The sequence below is a fragment of the Enterovibrio norvegicus genome (genome assembly GCF_002876705.1).
GTDB classification, from domain to species: domain Bacteria; phylum Pseudomonadota; class Gammaproteobacteria; order Enterobacterales; family Vibrionaceae; genus Enterovibrio; species Enterovibrio norvegicus_B.
The window spans coordinates 35,957-58,776 of record NZ_MDAG01000022.1 but is presented as its reverse complement, the minus strand read 5'-3'; the positions used below and the strand labels follow the sequence as shown (position 1 = coordinate 58,776).

The 22,820-nt window shown below is 48.4% G+C and carries 20 protein-coding genes; 12 read left to right on the top strand and 8 right to left on the bottom strand.

The annotated features are described in order from the left end of the window. Window positions 1–260 precede the first annotated feature (260 nt). From BCT27_RS13490 to BCT27_RS13475, 4 genes are all read left to right on the top strand, one after another. Window positions 261–836 (top strand): YecA/YgfB family protein, encoded by a 576-nt coding sequence (locus BCT27_RS13490; RefSeq protein ID WP_017011836.1) that lies wholly within the window; start codon window positions 261–263, stop codon window positions 834–836. 33 nt (window positions 837–869) lie between these two features. Further along, a complete protein-coding gene (gene ubiH, locus BCT27_RS13485) occupies window positions 870–2,105 on the top strand; it encodes a 2-octaprenyl-6-methoxyphenyl hydroxylase (protein ID WP_102396019.1) in 1,236 nt (411 codons plus the stop codon). Further along, window positions 2,105–3,322: an FAD-dependent 2-octaprenylphenol hydroxylase gene (locus BCT27_RS13480; protein WP_102396018.1), complete on the top strand. Its 1,218-nt coding sequence runs from the start codon at window positions 2,105–2,107 to the stop codon at window positions 3,320–3,322. Before ubiH ends, BCT27_RS13480 begins: the two co-directional genes overlap by 1 nt. A 124-nt stretch (window positions 3,323–3,446) precedes the next feature. Beyond that, entirely contained in the window at window positions 3,447–4,667 is a 1,221-nt protein-coding gene (locus BCT27_RS13475; protein ID WP_102318157.1) for a hypothetical protein, read from the top strand. A gap of 92 nt (window positions 4,668–4,759) precedes the next feature. On the opposite strand, the gene eno is transcribed toward BCT27_RS13475, so the two are convergent. From eno to rlmD, 5 genes are all read right to left on the bottom strand, one after another. Continuing rightward, window positions 4,760–6,061 (bottom strand): phosphopyruvate hydratase, encoded by a 1,302-nt coding sequence (eno, locus tag BCT27_RS13470; RefSeq protein WP_102318158.1) that lies wholly within the window; start codon window positions 6,059–6,061, stop codon window positions 4,760–4,762. A gap of 84 nt (window positions 6,062–6,145) precedes the next feature. After that, window positions 6,146–7,780: a CTP synthase gene (locus BCT27_RS13465; protein WP_017011832.1), complete on the bottom strand. Its 1,635-nt coding sequence runs from the start codon at window positions 7,778–7,780 to the stop codon at window positions 6,146–6,148. Between the two features lie 140 nt (window positions 7,781–7,920). Next, a complete protein-coding gene (gene mazG, locus BCT27_RS13460; protein WP_102396017.1) occupies window positions 7,921–8,739 on the bottom strand; it encodes a nucleoside triphosphate pyrophosphohydrolase in 819 nt (272 codons plus the stop codon). Between the two features lie 120 nt (window positions 8,740–8,859). Further along, on the bottom strand, window positions 8,860–11,076 hold the full coding sequence (gene relA / locus BCT27_RS13455) for a GTP diphosphokinase (RefSeq protein WP_102396016.1): 2,217 nt from the start codon (window positions 11,074–11,076) through the stop codon (window positions 8,860–8,862). A 64-nt stretch (window positions 11,077–11,140) separates the two neighbouring features. Next, window positions 11,141–12,457 (bottom strand): 23S rRNA (uracil(1939)-C(5))-methyltransferase RlmD, encoded by a 1,317-nt coding sequence (gene rlmD / locus BCT27_RS13450; protein WP_102396015.1) that lies wholly within the window; start codon window positions 12,455–12,457, stop codon window positions 11,141–11,143. A gap of 195 nt (window positions 12,458–12,652) precedes the next feature. Between rlmD and barA the strand changes: the two genes are divergently transcribed. Then, window positions 12,653–15,394 (top strand): two-component sensor histidine kinase BarA, encoded by a 2,742-nt coding sequence (gene barA / locus BCT27_RS13445; RefSeq protein WP_102318162.1) that lies wholly within the window; start codon window positions 12,653–12,655, stop codon window positions 15,392–15,394. A 127-nt stretch (window positions 15,395–15,521) separates the two neighbouring features. Here barA and BCT27_RS13440 read toward each other — a convergent pair whose 3' ends face one another. The 3 genes from BCT27_RS13440 to BCT27_RS13430 form a co-directional block, all read right to left on the bottom strand. Further along, window positions 15,522–16,754, bottom strand: a complete 1,233-nt coding sequence (locus tag BCT27_RS13440; RefSeq protein WP_198597564.1) for an NAD(P)/FAD-dependent oxidoreductase — start codon at window positions 16,752–16,754, stop codon at window positions 15,522–15,524. A gap of 78 nt (window positions 16,755–16,832) precedes the next feature. Next, window positions 16,833–17,900, bottom strand: coding sequence for a methyltransferase (locus tag BCT27_RS13435; RefSeq protein ID WP_102396014.1), 1,068 nt, complete (start codon window positions 17,898–17,900; stop codon window positions 16,833–16,835). 25 nt (window positions 17,901–17,925) lie between these two features. Next, window positions 17,926–18,321, bottom strand: a complete 396-nt coding sequence (locus tag BCT27_RS13430; RefSeq protein ID WP_102318164.1) for a hypothetical protein — start codon at window positions 18,319–18,321, stop codon at window positions 17,926–17,928. Window positions 18,322–18,377: 56 nt separating this feature from the next. Between BCT27_RS13430 and BCT27_RS13425 the strand changes: the two genes are divergently transcribed. From BCT27_RS13425 to BCT27_RS13395, 7 genes are read left to right on the top strand one after another with little or no spacing between them, the layout of a single operon-like run. After that, entirely contained in the window at window positions 18,378–19,205 is an 828-nt protein-coding gene (locus BCT27_RS13425; RefSeq protein WP_102396013.1) for a beta-ketoacyl synthase chain length factor, read from the top strand. Further along, window positions 19,202–19,993, top strand: coding sequence for a lysophospholipid acyltransferase family protein (locus BCT27_RS13420; protein ID WP_102318166.1), 792 nt, complete (start codon window positions 19,202–19,204; stop codon window positions 19,991–19,993). The genes BCT27_RS13425 and BCT27_RS13420 overlap by 4 nt, the downstream gene beginning before the upstream one ends. 10 nt (window positions 19,994–20,003) lie before the next feature. Then, the gene (locus BCT27_RS13415; RefSeq protein ID WP_181163560.1) at window positions 20,004–20,261 is read left to right on the top strand and encodes a phosphopantetheine-binding protein; all 258 of its coding nucleotides are present in this window, start codon (window positions 20,004–20,006) and stop codon (window positions 20,259–20,261) included. A 7-nt stretch (window positions 20,262–20,268) separates the two neighbouring features. Further along, window positions 20,269–20,529 (top strand): acyl carrier protein, encoded by a 261-nt coding sequence (locus BCT27_RS13410; protein ID WP_102318167.1) that lies wholly within the window; start codon window positions 20,269–20,271, stop codon window positions 20,527–20,529. Then, window positions 20,526–21,080 (top strand): COG4648 family protein, encoded by a 555-nt coding sequence (locus BCT27_RS13405; protein ID WP_102318168.1) that lies wholly within the window; start codon window positions 20,526–20,528, stop codon window positions 21,078–21,080. Before BCT27_RS13410 ends, BCT27_RS13405 begins: the two co-directional genes overlap by 4 nt. Further along, window positions 21,080–22,456 (top strand): AMP-binding protein, encoded by a 1,377-nt coding sequence (locus BCT27_RS13400; protein WP_102396012.1) that lies wholly within the window; start codon window positions 21,080–21,082, stop codon window positions 22,454–22,456. Before BCT27_RS13405 ends, BCT27_RS13400 begins: the two co-directional genes overlap by 1 nt. A 10-nt stretch (window positions 22,457–22,466) precedes the next feature. Next, the gene (locus BCT27_RS13395; RefSeq protein ID WP_102396011.1) at window positions 22,467–22,817 is read left to right on the top strand and encodes an ApeI family dehydratase; all 351 of its coding nucleotides are present in this window, start codon (window positions 22,467–22,469) and stop codon (window positions 22,815–22,817) included. Window positions 22,818–22,820: the final 3 nt, after the last annotated feature.

Below are 22,820 nucleotides of genomic sequence, written 5' to 3'. Positions count from 1 at the left end.
AGCGCGATGTCGCACCCTGACGTAACGGGCACAAACTATAGGAAATGGCAGGTTAAACTTCAAGTCTATCCTATTGTTGATTGCCACTCGACGCACTGAACAGTCGAAAAGTCATCAATGTGATGAAAATCAGAGCAATTCCAACCCCTGTATTATAAATAACTCAGCATGTGAGCGACTTTTTATTACGAGATGTTCTTCGACATTCGGGGAAGTGGTAGCATACAACAGAGAATTAATGGCATTCAAGGTGACCCAACGTGACCCAAGTAACTTTACCCGAATACAGCACTATCACAGCAACGCTGTCATCAGACAGCTTAGCGGTAACCCCCGCAGAAATGCATGGCCTTCTATCCGGCATGCTGTGTGGTGGCTTAGATCCTGCGCTCGGTAATTGGGCACCCATGCTGTACGACTACACCAATGACGGTCAAGGTTGGCCAATTCAATCAAAAGGCTTGGCGGCAACTTGTGTGCAACAAGCGTCTGAGCAATTGACCGGCGAAGACTTGGATTTTGAATTGTTGCTTCCTGCGGACAGCCAAAACTTGCTTGACCGCGGTGACGCCCTAACGGAATGGGTCAGTGCGTTTATCGCAGGTATCGGTGTGGTTGGCGTAACATCTGGCGCTTTGTCTGAAGATGGCAAAGAAGTGCTGGCAGATTTAGCAGAAATCGCCCAACTCGGCATCGATGAGGACGGTGACATGGAAGAGCAAGCGCTGCTGTTCGAACAAGTGATCGAACACGTTCGCGTATGTGCCATGACGTTACATGCAGAATTGGGTCTTAAGCCAAGTAACGACGAAGACAGCAAACCAACACTTCATTGATTTCATGTTATTTAGGATGGAGAACACCTAGGAATGGATGCCAGTACGCCGTCAACATCTGCGTCAAAAGATACATCCAGTAAAGCATCGACGTATGATGTTGTGATTGTGGGTGGCGCAATGGCAGGGGCAACACTTGCACTTGCCATTGAACACCACACGCAAGCTGGTTTGTCCGTGGCGGTGGTAGAAGCTGCCATTCCAGACAATGCGCACCCCGGTTACGATGCCCGAAGTATTGCGCTGTCTTACGGCAGTTGCGACTTGTTCGAACGCATCGGCATTTGGCACATCCTTTCTCCATTTGCTACATCCATTAAGAACATTCACGTCTCCGACCAAGGCCATTTTGGTTTAACGGAAATGCATGCTGACAAAGAAGGCCTCCCCTTCCTAGGCAATGTCATTGAACTGGCCGATGCAGGACGTGTTTTTCATCGCTCTTTAGAAGACGCCAAACGTGTCACGCTGTTCTGCCCAGCCATGGTCTCGACGATTGACCGCACGCAAGAAGGCGTGACGCTGACCTTAAACGACGGTCAAACACTGCACACAAAACTGCTGGTGGCCGCTGATGGCGCAACCTCCTCGTGCTGTGACATGGTAGGTATTGAGCGTCATGAGCATGACTTCCAACAAGTCGCTCTGATTGCCAACGTCACGACTACCCTGCCACATCAAGGCCGTGCATTTGAACGTTTCACCGCATCTGGCCCGCTCGCACTCTTACCAATGTCAGAAGGGCGCAGTTCGCTCGTATGGTGCGTTCCACCAGAAGATGCTCCTGATTTATTAGCCCTTAGCGATCATGCCTTCCTTGATGCCTTACAGCGTGCTTTTGGTTGGCGTCTCGGTCATCTGCTTCATGTGGGTCAACGTAATATGTATCCGTTGATTTTGCGCCAATCCAACACGCTAATCAGTCATCGTGTCGCCGTTGTGGGCAATGCCGCCCAGACGCTACACCCGATTGCAGGACAAGGCTTTAACCTTGGGCTGCGTGATGTCGTGTCATTGGCAGAAGAAATCACCACAGCATTTGAAAGCAACCAAGATTGTGGCGACATCAGCACCTTGCTGCGTTACCAACGCCGCAGAACACCGGATCGCGATAGCACTGTCGCGATGACATCTGGCTTGGTACACGGTTTTTCAAACACTTCAGCACCACTCGCGCTTGGTCGAAATCTCGGGTTAGCCAGTATGTCTGTATTCCAAGGATTAAAAGCGCCTTTACTGCAACGCGCGATGGGATTAGTAGAACGATAATGAAAATGACGAACGTTGATATCGCGATCATTGGTGGCGGCATGGTAGGGCTTACCCTCGCTGCTGCATTGGAAGACAGCGATTTGCGCATTGCCATCATTGAAGGCAATGCCCCCAACACAGATTTCGACACCCTACCCGACCTTCGTGTATCTGCCCTCAGCCGCGCAAGCGAAAGCATTTTGAAAAACATTGGCGCGTGGAACGGTATTCTTAACCGTCGAAACAGCCCATATCAAAAAATGTCCGTGTGGGAACAAGACAGCTTTGCATCCATCGAATTTGACGCCATGGATTTGGGGCAACCCAACCTTGGCTATATTGTCGAAAACCGCGTCATTCAGCTCGCCCTGCTCGACAAAGTCAAACAGCAGAACAACGTGACGATCTTCTGCCCCGACAAATGCGCCAGCATGATGTTTGGTGAAACTGAAGCCTGGCTAACCCTAGATTCAGGCAATGCCATCACTGCCAAATTGGTGGTTGGTGCAGATGGCGCAAACTCTTGGGTGCGCAATCAACTGTCCATCCCGCTAACACATTGGGATTACGGTCACAGCGCACTCGTTGCCAATATTCGCACCGCAGAGCCTCATGGTGGCGTAGCACGCCAAATCTTCACACCTGATGGCCCATTAGCATTTTTGCCGCTCTCAGACCCACACCTTTGCTCTATCGTGTGGTCTCAATCACCTGACCTTGCCGATGAACGTTGCACCCTGTCGGATACAGATTTCAATAAAGCGCTCAGCGCAGCGTTTGATCTGAAACTGGGCCTGTGTGCGGTCGAAGGTGAACGCGCAGCTTTCCCGCTTAAAATGCGTTATGCCCGAGACTTCGTGCTTGAGCGTGTCGCCTTGATTGGCGATGCCGCCCACACCATTCACCCGCTTGCAGGCCAAGGCGTCAACCTTGGCTTACTCGATGCTGCTTCGCTTGCTCAAGAAATCCTGCGTCTTCACGATGAAGGCAAAGACATCGGCGAGAAAGCAAACCTGCGCGCGTTTGAACGCTGGCGTAAAACCGAAGCCGCTCAAATGATTGCTGCGATGCAGGCATTCAGAGATTTGTTTGCCGGTGAAAACCCAGCGAAGAAATTGATTCGTGGTATTGGTTTGATGGCCGCAGCGACGCTACCGGGCATTAAGACGCAGTTTATTAAACGTGCGTTAGGGGTAAGTGGGGACTTGCCTGTAAAAGCACAAACTAGAAATTAACGCTCAACTAAAAGATCTTTAAAGGGAACATAAATCCAAAAAAAAAGACACAAATAAAAAATTACGTCTCAATTCTACTACTATCAAGTGGAACTATCATGGGTCTACTGAGGGATGGGTGAACGTGAGACGCTATTTTTTATTGAATGTGCTTGGTCTTCTTTCTTTAAATGGATGTGGTGGAAGCGAGAGTGACTCTCAGAACTCTAGTCAATTAGAGCCAGGCCTTAGTCATGAATCAAGTTACGAATTCTCTATTAAAAAAAACTTCAACGGTTCTGGGGATGACGTTCTAAGAAAAATGATAACTAGCAGTTCAGATTCACTGCTAATGTTGGCTAGTACTAACTCGCCAGAATTTGTCCCAAGCTCTGTTGATAGCGATGATTGGGTTGTAAAGCTTGATAGTAAACTCAACGTTGTATGGCAATATAATAAGCTTGCAGAAGGCGACCATTATTACAGTAACATTTACGAATCAACTGATGGTTCTGTTTATCTACTTGGGCAAAACAAGATAAATTTAAAAGCTACAGTGGCAAAGCTCGACAGTGACGGAAGTTTTATTTGGGAGACTGAGTTTACACCTACCTATTCCCCCTACTCATACACATTTTCGTCTATTGCGGAGTTTAATGGTACTCTCTTTGTGTCTGCTAATGAACAAGACAGCGATAGCTGTGTTGATTGCACCCATAGTAACGGCATCAGTTTTTTACACACATTAGATATAGCAAGTGGAAGCTTATCAACAGGCACACTCATAACAAGTTCTGCAAGCATAGATATTCAGTCTGCTGACCACCTAATTGCCTCAACATCAGGTGAACTTCTAATAGCTGGCACGGCTAACTCAAATAGCGATTCAAGTAATATTGGTCTTTATATTCTTGCGGTTAATTCGGGCTTAAACGAACGTTTCACTTGGGATAGCATCAGTTTGAATGAAATGTATTCTCACCTTAACGCTGCTACACCTATTGAACTATCAAACGGAAACTACGTAATACATGGCCAAATGGAGCGATCTTCTGACTCTATAGTTAGCTTTATCGCTAGAGATGGAAGTCATCTTGAGTTACTTCACAAAACAAGTTCCGGACATCATAACCGTTTAAATCCATTAGTTGAATCAGAGACTGGTATCGTTTACGTGCTTTTCTCAGACGCTAAAATGGATGGACAGTTGTGGGCCATTGACTCAAATAACTTCAATGAGTCCTTAGATGAAATTTCCTTTAATACTAGTTACACCTCAAAATTCATTATCTCAGAAAACACCTACTATTTTGGAGGGCACAATGTTTCTAATGGTAATTGGGACATCGTTATTGTAAGAGAATAAATAATACAATTTATAATAAAAAAAACGGCTCCCGAGGGAGCCGTTTTCATATCTTAATCAGCATATCGCCGACTGAATGAAGTGCTAAGCGATTACGCTTGGCCTTTAACTTCTTTCAGACCGTTGAAAGGTGCGCGTTCGCCCAGAGCTTCTTCGATACGGATAAGTTGGTTGTACTTAGCAACACGGTCAGAACGGCTCATAGAACCCGTCTTGATTTGGCCTGCAGCAGTACCAACAGCTAGGTCAGCGATAGTTGCATCTTCAGTTTCACCTGAACGGTGAGAGATAACTGCAGTGAAACCAGCGTCTTTAGCCATCTTGATTGCAGCCAACGTTTCAGTCAAAGAACCGATTTGGTTGAACTTGATCAGGATAGAGTTAGTGATGCCTTCTTCGATACCACGAGCAAGGATCTTAGTGTTAGTAACGAACAGATCGTCACCCACTAGTTGGATCTTGTCGCCTAGAAGCTCAGTTTGGTGTTTGAAACCAGTCCAATCAGACTCGTCCAGACCGTCTTCGATAGAAACGATTGGGAATTGCTCAACGAGACCAGCAAGGTAGTGGTTGAACTCTTCAGCGGTGAAGGTTTTGCCTTCGCCTTTCATGTTGTAGATGCCAGCTTCTTTGTCGAAGAACTCAGATGCTGCACAGTCCATAGCAAGAGTGATGTCTTTGCCTAGCTCGTAACCAGCAGCTGCAACAGCTTCTGCGATAACTTCTAGCGCTTCAGCGTTAGATTTCAGGTTAGGAGCGAAACCGCCTTCATCACCAACTGCAGTGTTGTAGCCTTTAGACTTCAATACTTTCGCTAGGTTGTGGAATACTTCAGCACCCATGCGAACAGCTTCTTTCAACGTTGCAGCGCCAACTGGCTGAATCATGAACTCTTGGATGTCAACGTTGTTGTCAGCGTGCTCGCCACCGTTGATGATGTTCATCATAGGTAGAGGCATAGAGAACTGACCAGCAGTGCCGTTTAGTTCAGCAATGTGTTCGTACAGTGGCATGCCTTTAGCAGCAGCTGCTGCTTTAGCGTTCGCTAGAGATACCGCTAGGATTGCGTTAGCACCGAACTTAGATTTGTTCTCAGTACCGTCCAAGTCGATCATGATTTGGTCGATTTCTGCTTGGTTTTTCGCGTCTTTACCTTCAAGAGCGTTAGCAATTTCGCCGTTTACTGCGCCGATTGCTTTAAGTACGCCTTTACCTAGGAAACGAGCTTTGTCGCCGTCACGCAGTTCAAGAGCTTCGCGAGAGCCGGTAGATGCGCCAGATGGAGCAGCTGCCATACCAACGAAGCCACCTTCTAGGTGAACTTCTGCTTCTACAGTTGGGTTACCGCGTGAATCGATAATTTCACGACCTAGAACTTTAACGATCTTAGACATTGTGTTTCCTCTCGTATGTCATATAGCTTAAAAATGCGAAAAAGCGGTCGCACAACAAACCATCGCGACCGCTTCTTTGTTCAGTTACAGCTCACCGCGCTGATTTTTACCTGCCGCAGCAACAAAGCCCGCAAATAGCGGATGGCCGTCGCGTGGCGTAGAGGTAAATTCAGGGTGGAACTGGCACGCCACGAACCATGGGTGCGCAGGGTTTTCAATAATCTCAACCAGCTTTTTGTCCGCTGACAGGCCAGATACAACTAAGCCTGCTTTTTCGAGTTGCGGACGCAATACGTTATTTACTTCATAACGGTGACGGTGACGCTCGTGAATAGTGGCATTGCCGTACAGTTCACGTGCTTTCGTGCCGTCAGCTAGGTGGCAAAGCTGTGCGCCAAGACGCATGGTGCCGCCTAGATCAGATTTTTCGCTACGTTCTTCAACGTTACCTTCTTCATCAACCCACTCAGTGATCAGGCCAACAACAGGGAACTTACTTTCTTTGTTGAATTCCGTAGAGTTCGCGCCTTCCATACCCACAACATTACGTGCGTATTCGATCAGCGCAACTTGCATACCTAGGCAAATGCCCAAGTAAGGAATTTTGTTTTCACGTGCGAATTTCGCTGCCAAGATTTTACCTTCAACACCGCGGTCGCCGAAGCCACCTGGTACAAGGATTGCGTCTAAGCCAAGCAATGCTTCTTCGCCTTTGCTTTCGACATCTTGTGAGTCAACGTATTTGATTTTCACTGTCAGGCGGTTTTTCAGGCCTGCGTGCTTCAATGCTTCGTTAACAGATTTGTATGCATCTGGCAGTTCGATGTATTTACCAACCATGCCGATAACAACTTCACCGGTTGGGTTAGCTTCTTCAAAAATAACTTGTTCCCACTCAGCCAAGTCTGCTTCTGGCGCTTCAATACCAAAACGTTTACAAACAAGATCATCCAAGCCTTGTGAACGAATCAATGAAGGGATTTTGTAGATTGAATCTACGTCCTTCATGGAGATAACGGCTTTTTCTTGTACGTTACAGAAAAGCGCAATCTTCGCACGTTCGTTAGCAGGAATAGCACGATCGCTACGGCACACCAGAATGTCTGGTTGAATACCGATAGACAGCAATTCTTTTACTGAGTGTTGAGTAGGCTTGGTTTTCACTTCACCTGCTGCCGCAAGGTAGGGAACCAGAGTCAGGTGCATGAACATGGTACGTTCGCGACCCAATTCAACCGCCAATTGACGGATAGCTTCAAGGAATGGCAATGACTCGATGTCACCAACAGTGCCGCCAATCTCGACGATAACTACGTCGTGACCTTCGCCGCCTGCAAGCACACGCTCTTTAATTGAGTTGGTGATATGTGGGATAACCTGGATGGTTGCACCCAAGTAGTCACCACGACGCTCTTTACGCAATACATCGGCGTATACACGGCCAGATGTGAAGTTGTTGCGCTTGGTCATCTTGGTACGGATGAAACGCTCGTAGTGACCCAAATCTAGGTCAGTTTCTGCACCGTCTTCCGTAACGAATACTTCACCGTGTTGGGTTGGGCTCATCGTGCCCGGATCCAAGTTGATGTATGGGTCAAGCTTCATCATGGTCACATTAAGACCACGTGCTTCTAAAATTGCTGCCAAAGACGCTGCTGCAATACCCTTACCGAGGGAGGAAACCACCCCGCCCGTTACAAAAATGTAATTCGTTGTCATGCTAAACCTGAGAGTTGGATTTAGGGGAAATTATTGGAAATCTGGACGGGACGACATGTTACCAGAGCCCGAAACTTCCCACAACGTGAAAACTATCACACAGATCGCCGTTTTTTTTTGTCGTAAATCAATTCAGTGATTTACGACGCTGTGTTGCCTTCGTCACGTTTCACTTCTTGCCAAAGCATTTCTAGCTCATCTAGCCCACTTTCCTGCAAGTTTTTACCATTTTCGCGTAATTTCGTTTCAATGTTGCGAAAACGTTTTTCGAATTTTCGATTTGCGTTCCTCAACGCAATTTCAGGATTTGTGCCGAGATGCCTTGCTAAATTAACCACAGCAAATAATAAATCACCGATTTCTTCATCGACGCGCGCTTGGTCCGCATCGACCATCAATGCTTCTTCCATCACCTCATCCAGCTCTTCATGAACCTTCTCAGCAACAGGGCCAACAGCATCCCAATCAAAGCCAACGCGCGCACATCGTTTTTGCAATTTCGTGGCACGACCAAGCGCTGGCAAGCTGTTTGGCACATCATCAAGCACGCTAACATGCTCGGGAGCGTCTGCTTTTAATTCACGCTCTTTGGCTTTGATGCCTTCCCAATCCGCCTCGACGAGTGGGTTCCCATCTTGATCTTTCTCACCAAACACATGAGGGTGGCGACGCACCAATTTCTCACTGATTGCGTCCACGACATCATCAAAATCAAAGTCGCCTTGCTCTTTACCGAGTTGACTATAGAACACAATTTGAAACAGAAGATCGCCCAGTTCATCACGGACATCCGGCCAATTTTGGCGCTCTATCGCATCCGCAACTTCGTAAGTTTCTTCGATGGTGTAAGGAATTATGGTGTCGAAGGTTTGCTTTTTGTCCCACGGGCAGCCGTTTTCTGGGTCTCGCAACGTGGTCATAATTTCGAGCAATTCTTGCATTCGCGACGCATTTTTCATCTTTTTAATCCTTCGTAAACGACGCTTTGCTCATCACTTCAAGCGATTATGCAGAGCCAATATGTCGTTTTAAAGAAAAAGGGAAAGCCGATGCTTTCCCTTTGTTCATGTTTTGATTATTCAGTGCAGGCGTTTTGCCTCATGCACATCTTTGACTTGTTCCAATCGGCTTATCACGCGACTCAGCACTTCCAAGTCACTGAGTTCCAAATCAAAGTCCATGATCGACATTTGTTTTTTGTAATCAACGCGACTTTGCATACCGGCGATTTTCACTTTTTCGTTCGTCAATACACTGCTGAGGTCTTTGATTAATCCATTTCGCTCAGTCGCAGACACACGCACACTGATTTGATAGCTCCCAACAAATCCGCCACCCCATACAGTCTCAATCAAACGCTCAGGCGCATGATGGCGAAGCTCTGCAAGTTGCTCACAGTCAGCGCGGTGAACAGAAATACCACGGCCTTGTGTGACGTAACCTTCAATCACATCCCCTGGGATAGGCTGACAGCAACGCGCAAGGTGCGTCATGAGGTTATCAACCCCTTCCACCACCACGGCATCACGACGCGGTTTTTTCGGCGCTGTCGACGTGTCAGCCTGTTCGAGTTTTTCGCGAAGTTGTTGGTCTTCTTCCGCCTTGGTGGGTTTATTCACCAAGGAGTTGATGTAATTCACCACTTGGTTGATACGCAAATCGCCGCTACCGACACCCGCGTACACTTCTTCCAAGCTGTTCATGTTAAAGCGCTTCATGGCCAACGAGGCATCTTTGCTGACAGCACCTATTTTCGCCAGTTCGGTATCGAGGATCTCTTTACCTGCAATCATGTTCTTTTCGCGTGATTGCTTGCGAAACCATGCGTTGATTTTGGCGCGAGCACGGCCCGAATTGACGAAGCCCAGACTTGGATTCAGCCAATCACGAGAAGGGTTTGGCTCTTTCTGCGTGATGATTTCAACTTGATCACCCATTTGCAGGTGGTAAGTGAACGGCACAATGCGCCCTTCTACTTTGGTACCAATGCAGCGGTGTCCTACCTCAGAGTGAATGTGATAAGCAAAATCGAGCGGTGTCGCGCCAATCGGCAAATCGACCACATCACCACGAGGTGTAAAGGCATAGACACGATCATCGAAGACTTGGCTACGGAGCTCATCCAGCATCTCGCCGGAATCTGACATCTCTTCTTGCCAATCAAGCAGCTTACGCAGCCAGGTGATTTTCTCATCGTAGCCACTACGACCGCTCGCAGAGGCACCTTCTTTGTATTTCCAGTGCGCTGCCACGCCCAACTCCGCATCATCATGCATTTGCTTGGTACGGATTTGGATTTCAACGGTTTTGCCTTCCGGCCCAAGTACCACGGTATGAATCGATTGATAGCCGTTGGGTTTCGGGTTCGCGACGTAATCGTCAAACTCTTTGGGAAGGTGGCGATATTTGGTGTGCACCGCACCTAAGGCGGCGTAACAGTCTTGCAGTTGGTCTGCGATAATCCGCACAGCACGCACATCAAAGAGTTCATCGAAGTCGAGACTCTTCTTCTGCATTTTGCGCCAGATGCTGTAGATATGTTTTGGTCGGCCATACACTTGTGCATTGATGTTTGACGCACCCATCGCTTGTTGCAAATCGGTCACGAAGGTATCGATGTATTCTTCGCGATCAATGCGGCGCTCAGCCAGTTGCTTCGCGATTTGTTTATACGTCGCCGAGTGCTGATAGCGGAAAGCGTAATCTTCGATTTCCCACTTTAGCTGTCCAATACCCAACCGGTTTGCCAGCGGTGCGTAGATGTTCGCACACTCTTTCGCAACGGATTGTCGAACCTCATCAGGTTCGTTTTTTACTTGGCGAAGGTAGCTGATACGTTCAGCCAACTTAATCACCACGCAACGAAAATCATCCACCATCGACAGCAACATGCGTCGAACGTTATCGACCTGTGCAGAGGTGGCGGCTTCTTCTGTTGTCGCGTTTAAATGACGGATTGCCGCCATTTCTTGCACGCCTTCAACCATCTTGGCAATGGTTGCGCCATAGTGCTCTGCCAACGTTGCGCTATCCAGCAGCCCTTCTTCCACGACGGGAAAGAGCAATGCAGATACCAACGTTTCCTTGTCCATACTCAGCGTCACGAGGATTTCTATCATCTCGCGTCCGCACCACAAAGGCAGTGCAAGCGCATCTTCATCACCAAGGGTTTGGCCATAATGATAGGTATCGGTCAGCGCCTGAGAGACCGCGGAGTCTTGTGCTAGGCTTTTTACCCAGCTTTCAAGAACAAATTCTTTATTGTCATTAAGGTGCGCGCCACGAATTGCGACCATTTTACTATCCTGTTTTTTCTTATCCTTTAACCGGCAACCTTCATGGTCGCCGGTGTCGAGCGGTTTAGGCTTTGACGAACAGCGCCATCGACTCTAAATGCCCGGTGTGTGGGAACATGTCCAACATGCCCAATCTAGCCAGCTTGTATCCATTTTCGAGCAACACTTGGCTGTCTCTTGCCAGCGTCGCTGGGTTGCAAGACACATAGACCACTCGCTCAGCGCGTGATTGTGCCACATATGGCATAACCCCTAAAGCACCAGCACGTGCTGGATCGAGCAAAATTTTGCTGTAACGCTGCTTGCCCCACGCTGTGTCCTTGGCGTCTAACTCAAGGTTGGCGTGATAGAACTCGGCATTGGTCAATGCGTTGCGCTGTGCGTTATCGCTTGCGCGTTGCACCATGGCATCTACACCTTCAACGCCCACAACCGAGGCCGCGTGTTTCGCCATCGGCAAACTGAAATTGCCCAGGCCACAGAATAAATCCAGCACCTTGTCTGTCGGCGCTAGCGCTAACCACGCCAGTGATTGTGCAATCATCTGTTCATTGATGTTCGCGTTCACTTGAATAAAATCTTGCGGTTCAAACGCCAACGTCAGGTCATCGAGGGTGTAAGCGGGCATATCACCGCGCAGACGCTCAGGTTCATCATCACCTTGCTGAAGGTAGAACGTCAGTGCATGTTCATCTGCGAAAGATTGAAGGCGAGATACGTCTTCGTCATGCAAGTGTTTCACCGCACGCACCAAAAGAACACGTTCTGCGTTCGCATCCACCAGCTCAATGTGACCGATAATTCGGCGCCCACGCAATGCGTTGATCACGTCATACAACGGCGGAAGCAACGCATCCAATTTCACGTCCAACACCGGACAGTGCTTAACCGTAACAATGTCTTTCGCGCTTCGCTGACGAAAGCCCATTTCAAGCTCGCCGGATTTGCTGACTTTTACGCTTAAACGCGCACGACGACGATAACCTTCACCATGAGAAACCACGGGCGCGTCTTGAACCAACTCTGCAGAAGCGAACTTCTTCATCAGTTGCGACAAGGTATCTTGCTTGGCTGCGATCTGTGCGTCATGGTCAAGGTGTTGAAGGTTGCACCCACCACACTGGCGATACAGTTTACAAAAAGGGGCGACACGTTTTGCGCTCGGCGATACCACTTTGATCAACTTAGCACGAGCGAATTGACGTTTATCTTCCGTCAATTGCGCCAACACCTCTTCTCCCGGCAAAGCGCCTGCAATAAAGACCGGCTTCTTGCCGTCGAAAGCGACGCCATCGCCTTGGTGATCAAGACGCTCAACCTTGAGTGATTTGTGTTTGGTATCGAGAGATTTTTTCTTCTCTGGCTTAAAAAAACGCGCCATGTATGTGTTCCAACTTCGTCAAATCAGCCCAAAATGTATCAGGCTGACAGCAGTGATTCGTGTATTGACGACCAAACAGTTGTGATAACCTGCTGAATTATCGCCGACAGCTTTGGCATAGACTTCTACCAAGGGGTTAGAATATAACTCAGGTACGTCTAAAAATGACGTCAATTCTCCCACAGAACAAGCAGCATGACCAAATACGGACTTCGCGCCAGAGTAATAACCCTCACGATTGCACCGACCCTGATTGTCGGTGTATTGCTAAGTGCGATTTTCATTTCAAATCGCTATCAAGAACTTGAGAACCAACTCAGTGTGACGGGTCAGGCCATTATTGAGCCGTTGGCCATCGCCAGTGAAATCGGCCTTGCCAATGAAAGCCGAGAAAACGTGCGTCGCTTAATCGGCCACACTCATAAGCAGTTCAGCAAGTACGTGCGCAGTATCGCGGTGTTTTCGGGGCAAAATGATCTCTTCGTGACATCGAATTATCACCACAACCTTGATTCTCTCGCCGTACAGCGAGACTTGCCAATACCAAGCAAACTTCAAGTGGTTCGCCTTCAAGATAGCTTGTTACTGCGGGCACCAATCCGCGCAATCGGTCGCTTTAATACCAACCTTGATAACGAGCAGCCCATTGGTTACATCGCCATGGAGATGGATCTCTCCTCCGTGCGACTGCAGCAATACCAAGAAGTGATTGCTGTCTGTGTTGTACTGCTCCTCGGCATCATCCTTTCGAGTTTTTTCGCTTATCGCTTGCTGATGGATGTCACCCATCCCATCACCCAAATGGTAAATATGATCGACCGTATCCGTCGGGGGCATCTCGATGTTCGGATTGAAGGCAAATTATTGGGTGAACTGGATACCTTGAAGAACGGTATCAATGCCATGGCCATCTCGTTGTCTGAATACCATTTGGAAATGCAGCAAAGCATCGACCAAGCGACGTCAGACCTTCGTGAGACCCTTGAGCAACTAGAGATTCAAAACGTCGAGCTCGACATTGCGAAGAAGAACGCGCAAGAAGCTGCGCGGGTGAAATCTGAATTTTTGGCGAACATGTCCCATGAGCTTCGCACACCGTTGAACGGCGTTATCGGCTTTACGCGTCAAATGCTGAAAACCCAACTCAGCAGCAGCCAGCAAGATTACCTCCTGACCATTGAAAAATCGGCGAACAACTTGCTGACCATCATCAATGACATTCTCGACTTCTCTAAACTCGAAGCGGGCAAGCTGCTGCTGGAAAACATTCCGTTCGATTTTGAAGATTCACTCGATGAAGTCATGCGTCTTCTTGCGCCAATGGCCCATGAAAAAGGGTTGGAACTTAACCTTCGTATTGATCCTCGTATCCCACCGGGTGTGATTGGCGATCCTTTGCGTATCCAGCAAGTGCTAACCAACCTTATAGGTAACGCCACCAAGTTCACCGAGCGCGGGCACATCAATGTCAGCGTGGAATTGAAACAACATCGCGACGAAAACCTGGAACTACAGTTCGTGATCCGCGATACCGGCATCGGTATTTCTGAGCGCCAACAAGCCCAATTGTTCCAAGCATTCCGTCAGGCTGATACCAGCATCAGTCGCCGCTACGGCGGCACAGGACTTGGCCTTGTCATCACGCAAAAACTGGTACAGCAGATGGGCGGCGACATCGGCTTCAATAGCCGACTACACCAAGGTTCAACCTTCTGGTTTACGCTGTCGCTGATGCACACCGATTTGCCATTGATTCAGCCCATTGATAGCACTGCCCTTCAAGGAAAATCACTGCTCTTAATTGAACCCGATGGCGAAAGCCGCCATGTGTTGAGCGAGCGATTGACCCAGCTTGGTCTGGTCGTTCATAGCTACCCGAAGCGGCCTGATACCTTCGAACGCACCACCTTCGCGCTTTACTGCATTGATGCTAACGATGTGCCTGAACCCGAGCAATTGCTCGATTGGGCAAGCAATGCCGACGACGTTGCAGAGAAAGTGATCTTCTGTTTGCCGACGACAGAGCTGGCGCTATCAGAGCAACTTCTGCAATCCGGTGTTGCTGCTTGTTTAGCGAAACCGCTCTCGGTACGTAAGTTAATTGAACAGCTTCAAGGGCCGGTTCAAGAACCGAAACTACTGCCACCTGTGACCGAGGTGCATTTAAGCAAAACGCCTGTGACAGTCATGGCCGTGGATGATAACCCCGCCAACCTCAAACTGATCACGGCGCTGCTCAAAGAGCGCGTCGCTCATGTTGTTACCGCCTCAGACGGCACCACTGCGCTAGAAAAAGCCAAAGAGCGCCATTTCGATTTGATCCTGATGGACATTCAAATGCCTGAAATGGATGGCGTGACGGCAAGTCAGGAAATTCGCAAAACGCCGCTCAATCAGTACACCCCGATCGTGGCCGTGACGGCGCATGCAATGTCGGGCGAACGTGAGCGATTGATTTCAGAAGGCATGGACGATTACCTCACCAAGCCGATTGAAGAGCACATTCTTGAACAAGTGCTGCACCAGTGGACGCACACGCATGCCGAAGCGTTTCAGCCCACCACGCCGCTGATAGCCTCGAACAACGGCAACATGTCGCTCAGCGTTGATTGGTCTCTTGCTATGAAGCAAGCTGCTGGTAAAGAAGCCTTAGCAAAAGAAATGCTGCACATGTTGGTGCGCTCATTCTCTGCGGTGGAAGACATTGTTCAGCGCAGCTTGAACGGCGAGGTGATTGATTTGCTCCCAGTGATCCACAAGCTGCATGGTAGCTGTGCGTATAGCGGTGTGCCTAAATTGAAGAAACTTTGTTTTGATTTAGAAAGCGCTCTGAAAGCCAATGCTTCCATCGAAGACGTGGAGCCAGAATTGCTTGAATTGCTGGATGAGCTGGACAACATTCGCCAGCAAGCCGAACCTTACTTGGAAAGCAACTAAGGCTGTCTGCTCTCTGCAACTAACGTCTGAGCGATTGTCGCCGAGGCAATTGTCGTTAGTGCGATTAGCGCCCACATAGCACTCATAAAAAAACCACTGGAAACAGTGGCTTTTTGTTTTATTCATCTCACTCCGCCGCACATATCTCGGCAAGCGTATTCAATCGTCGCTCAGGGCTTTTCACATACGGGTTATCGGTGTCCCATGCATACCCTGCCAATATTGAGCAAATCATTTGCTTAACCTTTGGATCTGGCGATGGGTAGAAAATCACATTCTGTAGCGTGCCTTTGTACCAACCTTCCACATAACAGCGAAAGGTATCAACACCCGTCAATAAGGGTTCTGCATACTCTGATTGCCAGTCTACAGACTCACCGTTTAATTGGCGCAAAAGCGCAGCAACCGATAACTCTGCAGATTTCATGGCGATCGTCACGCCAGAAGAGAAAACAGGGTCAAGGAACTCGCCGGCATTTCCAAGCAATGCAAACTGCTTCGTCGCTAAAGTAGATACATTCGCGGAATAGCCACCAATGGTGCCTGAAGGGTTCGGATAGTCTGCCTTACTCAACAACGCGTTTAAGCGCGGCTCTTCCGTAGCAAGTTCAGCCAAGGCTTCTAAATGGTTTTCAGGATAACGGTCAAAGAAATCTGGCTCGCCAACAACGCCAAACGAGCAAGAGCCGTTACTGAATGGGATCAGCCAGTACCACACATCTTTTGAGGTGGGGTGGACAGAGATAAGGATTTTTTCGCGGTCGTATTCTTCATCTTCGATATTGTCGATGATGTGCGTAAAGATGGCTTTGCGTGGCGGCAAGCAAGACGGCGATTCCAAATCGAGTAACCTCGGCAATACGCGCCCAAAGCCGCTCGCATCAAGAATAAACTTGGCCTCAACGTCATACTCCAATCCGTGTTCGTCTTTGACACGCAGAACCGGAGCATCAGAAGAAAGATCAACCGAGAGTATTTCGTGCTGGTAACGGATTTCAACGCCTTGGCGCTCCGCTTCATCAGCGAGCACTTTATCAAACTGCGCGCGTTGCACTTGATAGGTCGTGCCCTCACCAAGCGAGAACTTATCGGTAAAATCAAAGGCGGTGTACTGTCCTTGCCAGTTAAACGCCGCCCCGTTTTTAAATTGGAAACCGGCGTTATTCACCGCATCGAGCATGTTGGCCGCTTTAAGCGATTCCATACAAGCAGGAAGAAGGCTCTCCCCTATAGAGAATCGAGGAAAGGTCACTTTTTCTAACACCAGCGTCTTAACGCCTTGTTGATGCAATAAAGCAGCGGCGATAGAACCAGACGGCCCTGCACCAATAATGACCACCTCTGTGGATTCACGGTTCAACAAATCTCTCCTTAATAAAACCATGACCAATAAAACCAACGCTCTCGCCGTTCTACACGACGTGCTCTCACATTTTTTCTAGCGTGCTTTTAATTCTAACAACGTGTGACCCAAACCAATATTGTCCATTTGCTCCACCACCTCAAAACCGGCTTCCTCCACAATTTGAAGGAATTCATTGCAGCGGTAAAAACGGCTATTCCCGTTTGCTAGGCACGTAAAATATAGCGAGGTCGCATTCAAACTGTACGACGCAGCTTCATATTTTTGCGCATCCCAAAACAATTCAAGAATATACACCACCGCATCCGGCGCCATTGCTTGTCTCACTCGGCGGAGAATACTCAAGATTTCCATCGGTGAAAAACAATCAAGGAACTGGCTCATCCACCACACATCCGCCCCTTGCGGCAGCGCCAGTGAGGTGTTCAATGCATCAAAAGGATGACCATGAATACGGCCTTCAAATCCTTGTTGCTTGGCGTTTTCTAACGCCATATTAATCTGCTTAGGCAAATCAATGATGGTGACATCAACATTGTCGTCATAGCGGCAGCATTGCATCGCCCATTTGCCGGTATTCCCGCCAATATCGAAAATTTTCTTCGGCGAACGTGCGAACACTTTTTTAAGTAGCAATGGGAAAGAGCGATCAGAGTAGAAGTGATCAAATTGGAACCAGCTTTCTTTGGCCTTCTCAGGCAATTCAGATAAGCCTTCGTAAATCGTGCTCCACTCACCCAACTCTTTCAATCCAGCAGGTTTGCCTTCTTTGATAGCCTCCGTGAGGTGCGCCATTGCGGCGTAACAAACGTCCGCCGTAAAATCCATATTGGCGCGCGTCATGCCATCATGCAGCACAAAGTGGCCAATATTCGCGATTCGGTACTGTGGGTCGTGCCACGTCACCAATTTTGCACACAGTGCCATGTCGAGCAGCACTTTCACGCCGTACTCAGACACACCCGTTACCTCAGAGAGGCGCACTGCATCCAAGCCTTCAGCATCTGCATCATCCAACGCTTTCAAAATACCCAAATCACGTAATGTTCTGGCGGTATGAAAAACAATCGGCGCAAAAGCAAGCTTTTGCGCCTCGGTCTTAGCATCAAACGCGCTAATGGTATCCACATCAAAAGAATTCAAATTAAAACCTACTACTTAACATCAGTTACTTTTGAGATGCAGACAGCATTGAGAGCTTTTTGCGAATATCTACATCTAGGTTGTTGATCCAGCGATTGTAATTACGGTGAATCTTGCCATCGCTATATTTTAAATTGTCAGAGTCGACATAGTGAATGGAATACACTTTATCGCTATAGTTCACATCAATCACCGCACTGTGCGAACGTACAAATAACTCACCACGAATAACGCCAGGTTCAATCTCAGTCATCACCCATCCACGGTTTGACCCAGACTCAAGAATGGCTTGCTTCACGGTTGCCGCTGGCAGGTTATACGCGATAGGGGCATTTTCAACATTTCTGATCGGTTGCACGCGACCACAACCAACTAACAAGACAGATAAAGTAAGTAAAACCAGATATTTTTGAATTTTCACGACACACTCCTTGTTATTTCACAGGCGGGCTGATTACCTATACCGAAGATTACGATATGATCATGCATTACAACATTGATCGAACCGTAAGAAAATTGATCAATAACATAATCAACGACGTTATAGCACCTCCCATGAGTAGTATTCAATTCAATCTGCAACGACTAAATGCACTGTCACCAGGCCTTGAAAACACTGAGGCATGGGAGAATTGGTGTCAGAAAAATCACGCTTGGCCAGCCGATGTACCAGTGCCTAGAACTGACGCCATTCCCGCGATGATGAAGCGAAGAATGAGCCCAATCAGCAAGTTAGCCGTGCAAGTTGCCACAGAGCTATCTCGCGATGAGCACATTGATTTTGTTGTATTTTCAAGCCGTCATGGCGAACTGCAACGTACAGTGACCTTGTTAAAAGACATCCAGTTGGGAGAGCCCGCGTCTCCTACTGCGTTCTCACAATCGGTTCACAATACGGCTGCAGGCTTGTTCACCATCGCTACCAAAACGCCTGTGCCAGCCACCTCATTGGCGGCTGGAGAAGATACGTTTCACTGCGCCCTAACGGAAGCGGCGATCTACCTTAGCGAGCACCCAGAACACCGCGTGCTAGTCATCGATTTTGATGCGCCCGTACCAGAACCGTATGGCGAATTTGAACAGCAAGTGTTCAAGCCTTACGCTCTAGGGCTGCTGCTAACGAAAGGTGACGACATCTGTATTGAGCGACGCCCAATCCATGATGCCAATGCTACTCACACGCAAGAGAAAGACTTACCACAAGGGCTTGCCTTCTACTCACAGTGGCTTGACCAACGCACCCACTTTGAGATTGAAAGCGCACGCCAATCTTGGCGCTGGCACATCAAGCAGGTAGAAAAATGATCACAGCCGTCAGTAAAGGATGGCGTGTTTTTGCTACTGGTTTTTGCTTTAGCCTGTTTGGGTTTGGCGCATTACTGCTGACATTCCTCGTTTTTCCTGTGATGACTTTTACCGCAAAAGATCCTCAAGACAGAGAAAAGCGCGTTCAACGGATTATTCAAAAAACCTTCTTGTTGTTTTGTTTGATCATGAAATACACAGGTGCGATCGACTTTCGTATCACGGGTGGCGAGAAGCTAAAGGAAGACAGAAACTGCCTGATCCTCGCCAACCATCCGAGCTTGATCGATTACGTACTTATCGCATCGCAATTGCCACAATGTGATTGCTTGGTGAAATCGGCCATCTGGCATAACCCTTTTATGAAGGGCATCGTCAAAGCCGCAGGTTACATACCCAATAACAGCCCCGATGACCTTTTTTCACGTTGCAGTGAACGCCTTGGCGACGGTAACGTGTTGCTCATTTTTCCTGAAGGTACGCGCAGCGCACCCAATGAACGGTCCGTGTTGCAACGTGGCGCTTCACAAATTGCCGTAAGAACACAAACAGATATCCGCATCATTCATATCACCGTCACACCCAGTTTTCTCACAAAAGAGAAGAAATGGTATCAAGTTCCAGACACGAGACCCTTTTTTCATGTGGAGGTGAAAGGTAAGATAGTCGCGAGTGAATTCACAGATTGTGATGTAGCGGAAGCGACACTTGCCCGCCGGCTGAATAAAACGCTGGCATCGGCACTATTTCCAAACACTGACAATTCCAAACATCAACACTCAACATAAGAAGGCTATGGTGAATACACTACATAACGAGCTAAAAACGTTGATCATCGAGGCATTGAACCTTGAAGATCTGACTATTGACGATATTGAAACCGATGCCCCTCTTTTCGGAGAAGGACTTGGGCTTGATTCCATTGATGCCCTAGAGCTTGGGCTAGCCATTAAGAAAGCGTACAACGTGGTACTGGATGCTGATGACAGCAACACCCGCGAGCATTTTGCTTCTGTCGCTAACTTGGCTACGTTCATCTCTGCCAACAAAGCGTAAGTAAAAAATGACAGAAGTAAGCAAAACCCAAGTGTTTGAACAGGTACGTGACGCTCTTGTTGAGCTGTTTGAGCTCGATCCGGCGGATATCATGCTGGAAACCCACCTGTACCAAGAACTTGATTTAGACAGTATTGATGCGGTTGATTTGGTTGTTCATCTGCAAAATCTCACAGGTAAAAAAATTAAACCTGAAGAATTTAAATCAGTACGCACAGTACAAGACGTTGTTGATTCCGTGGTTAATCTTCTTTCTGAAGCCCAATGAGGCTACTTACCGTTTTAGCGGGCTTGCTATTACTCGCCTATCCGCTAGCGGTATACGCAGGACTATCAAACTTCGGGATCGCTCCCCTCGCACTTGTGCTCGTCATCCTTTTTGGGTTTCGCATCGCTTCTGGTCATTTCGCCAATCGTGGACCATTGAAACACCTCGCTGTCGTCACTGGCGCAATCGGTATTGTGCTCGTGTCTCTCGGCTATCTGTTTCGACAACACGATTGGCTGCTATTTTACCCGGTTGCCGTCAATAGCGTCATGCTGACAGCGTTTGCCTATAGTCTGACTCAATCTCAATCCATGATTGAACGACTCGCACGGTTGCAAGATCCCGACCTCCCACCTTCCGGTGTGCGTTATACCCGTAACGTCACCAAAATCTGGTGTGTGTTTTTTCTGGTGAATGGCAGCATTGCGTTAGCAACCTGTTTTATGCCCCTGACATCTTGGACACTCTACAACGGCTTATTGAGCTATGTTGCGGCGGGCGCTTTGTTCGGCATTGAGTTTGTGGTCAGAAAAAGGGTTCAGACGTCCTAATGTCTCTCATTCCTCTTACACAGTTGCTGGCGTGTGAACGCCCGCATGATCACCCTGTTGCGTTCAGTGATAATTACACGGCAACATGGGCACAGTTTCAACATGACGTGTCGTCACTTTCTGCACACTTCGAGGCCAAAGAAGAACAACGTTGGGCCTTGGCATTTGATGACAGCTACCTGTTTGCGACCGCTTTTTTGGCGCTTTGCCACGCACGAAAAAACATTGTGCTACCGGGAAACCTCCAGCCCGGTGCGCTCAATGAACTGCGTCCGCATTTCGATGCCATTGTGCATGATGAGCGCATTCAACTGCTCGCAAACACCCCTGCTGTCTCTCTTCCAAACGCAGAGATAAACGCTCACGCTCATTGTGCACTGCCAAGCCCTTTCGATAGCGTCACGCTGACCTTGTTTACATCAGGGTCAAGTTCGACACCAAAGGCCATCGTGAAACAGCTCAGTCAGCTCCAAGCAGAGCTCAACCAGCTTGAGTTTCAATGGGGGGAATCACTGTCGAACACCCGCGTTCAAAGTACGGTATCCCACCAGCATATTTACGGCTTGTTGTTCCGCGTACTTTGGCCGTTAAGCGCCGGCCGCGCTTTCTCATGCAGCGACTTGGTTTACCCTGAACAAGTCACCGCTGCGGCGCAATCTGATGCCACGCTGATCAGTAGCCCGGCGTTGCTAAAACGCTTAGAAGACCAACATAAACACGGCGAATATCGCGCGGTATTTTCTTCTGGCGGCCCACTTCCTTTTGATGCTTCAACGCACAGTGAGCTGTTGCTCGGTCAGCGCCCCGTCGAGGTCTATGGCAGCACAGAAACCGGCGGTATTGGCTTTAGACAACAAACCAGTTCAACGCAGCCGTGGCACTTGTTTGATGACATTCGTGTCGAATTGGATGAGCACGGCTGCCTGCGCTTACTGTCTCCCTACATTGATGCCAATGCGTTGTACCAAACCGCTGATCTTTGCGAGCTCATCAATCACACCCAATTCGTGCTGAAAGGCCGCGCAGATCGCGTCATAAAATTGGAAGAAAAGCGCGTCTCATTATCTGAGATAGAACAACGACTTTGCGAAAACACATGGATTTCTGATGCTGCTTCTTTGGTTTTGTCACTTGATGAGCGCCAAGTTGTTGCCGCAGTCGTGGTATTATCCCCGGAAGGACAGCGGAAGGTTGCCGACGTTGGGAAAGGCAAATTTCAGCTCGCACTGAGGCAACAACTTCGAGATTGGTTAGAGCCGATTGCGATCCCTCGCCAACTCCGATTTGTTGACGCAATACCGCAAAATAGTCAGGGAAAACGACAGCAACAGGTGATTGAATCTTTATTTTCACCCGCATTGTCGACGAACGAGTAACAGGTAAACCATGCAAAGAAAACCCACTTTACTCAATACAACATTGGGTGAGAACACCGCCACATTAACCTTGAAAGTGGACGCAAGCCTTGAAGACTTTAAAGGCCACTTTCCTGTGTTCGCACTTCTCCCTGGCGTGACTCAAATTGATCTGGCGATGCGCTATGCGCGCTATACCTTAGGCGTTAATGGCACCTTCGGCGGAATGGATGTGATCAAATTCCAAGAGCCTATTTTGCCCGATGCAACCGTTGATCTAACACTCACGTGGCATCCCGATAAAGAAAAGCTGCATTTCAGCTATCAATCAGGCACCACTGCGCACTCATCAGGCCGAGTGACCCTTCGTCAGGCACAATGAGTG

Excerpts from the sequence above, each read along its gene's own strand:
- ubiH (WP_102396019.1), top strand. The coding sequence starts at position 870 with ATGGATGCCAGTACGCCGTCAACATCTGCGTCAAAAGATACATCCAGT.
- BCT27_RS13480 (WP_102396018.1), top strand. The coding sequence starts at position 2,105 with ATGAAAATGACGAACGTTGATATCGCGATCATTGGTGGCGGCATGGTA.
- eno (WP_102318158.1), bottom strand. The coding sequence starts at position 6,061 with ATGTCTAAGATCGTTAAAGTTCTAGGTCGTGAAATTATCGATTCACGC.
- BCT27_RS13465 (WP_017011832.1), bottom strand. The coding sequence starts at position 7,780 with ATGACAACGAATTACATTTTTGTAACGGGCGGGGTGGTTTCCTCCCTC.
- mazG (WP_102396017.1), bottom strand. The coding sequence starts at position 8,739 with ATGAAAAATGCGTCGCGAATGCAAGAATTGCTCGAAATTATGACCACG.
- relA (WP_102396016.1), bottom strand. The coding sequence starts at position 11,076 with ATGGTCGCAATTCGTGGCGCGCACCTTAATGACAATAAAGAATTTGTT.
- rlmD (WP_102396015.1), bottom strand. The coding sequence starts at position 12,457 with ATGGCGCGTTTTTTTAAGCCAGAGAAGAAAAAATCTCTCGATACCAAA.
- barA (WP_102318162.1), top strand. The coding sequence starts at position 12,653 with ATGACCAAATACGGACTTCGCGCCAGAGTAATAACCCTCACGATTGCA.
- BCT27_RS13425 (WP_102396013.1), top strand. The coding sequence starts at position 18,378 with ATGATCATGCATTACAACATTGATCGAACCGTAAGAAAATTGATCAAT.
- BCT27_RS13420 (WP_102318166.1), top strand. The coding sequence starts at position 19,202 with ATGATCACAGCCGTCAGTAAAGGATGGCGTGTTTTTGCTACTGGTTTT.
- BCT27_RS13410 (WP_102318167.1), top strand. The coding sequence starts at position 20,269 with ATGACAGAAGTAAGCAAAACCCAAGTGTTTGAACAGGTACGTGACGCT.
- BCT27_RS13405 (WP_102318168.1), top strand. The coding sequence starts at position 20,526 with ATGAGGCTACTTACCGTTTTAGCGGGCTTGCTATTACTCGCCTATCCG.
- BCT27_RS13400 (WP_102396012.1), top strand. The coding sequence starts at position 21,080 with ATGTCTCTCATTCCTCTTACACAGTTGCTGGCGTGTGAACGCCCGCAT.
- BCT27_RS13395 (WP_102396011.1), top strand. The coding sequence starts at position 22,467 with ATGCAAAGAAAACCCACTTTACTCAATACAACATTGGGTGAGAACACC.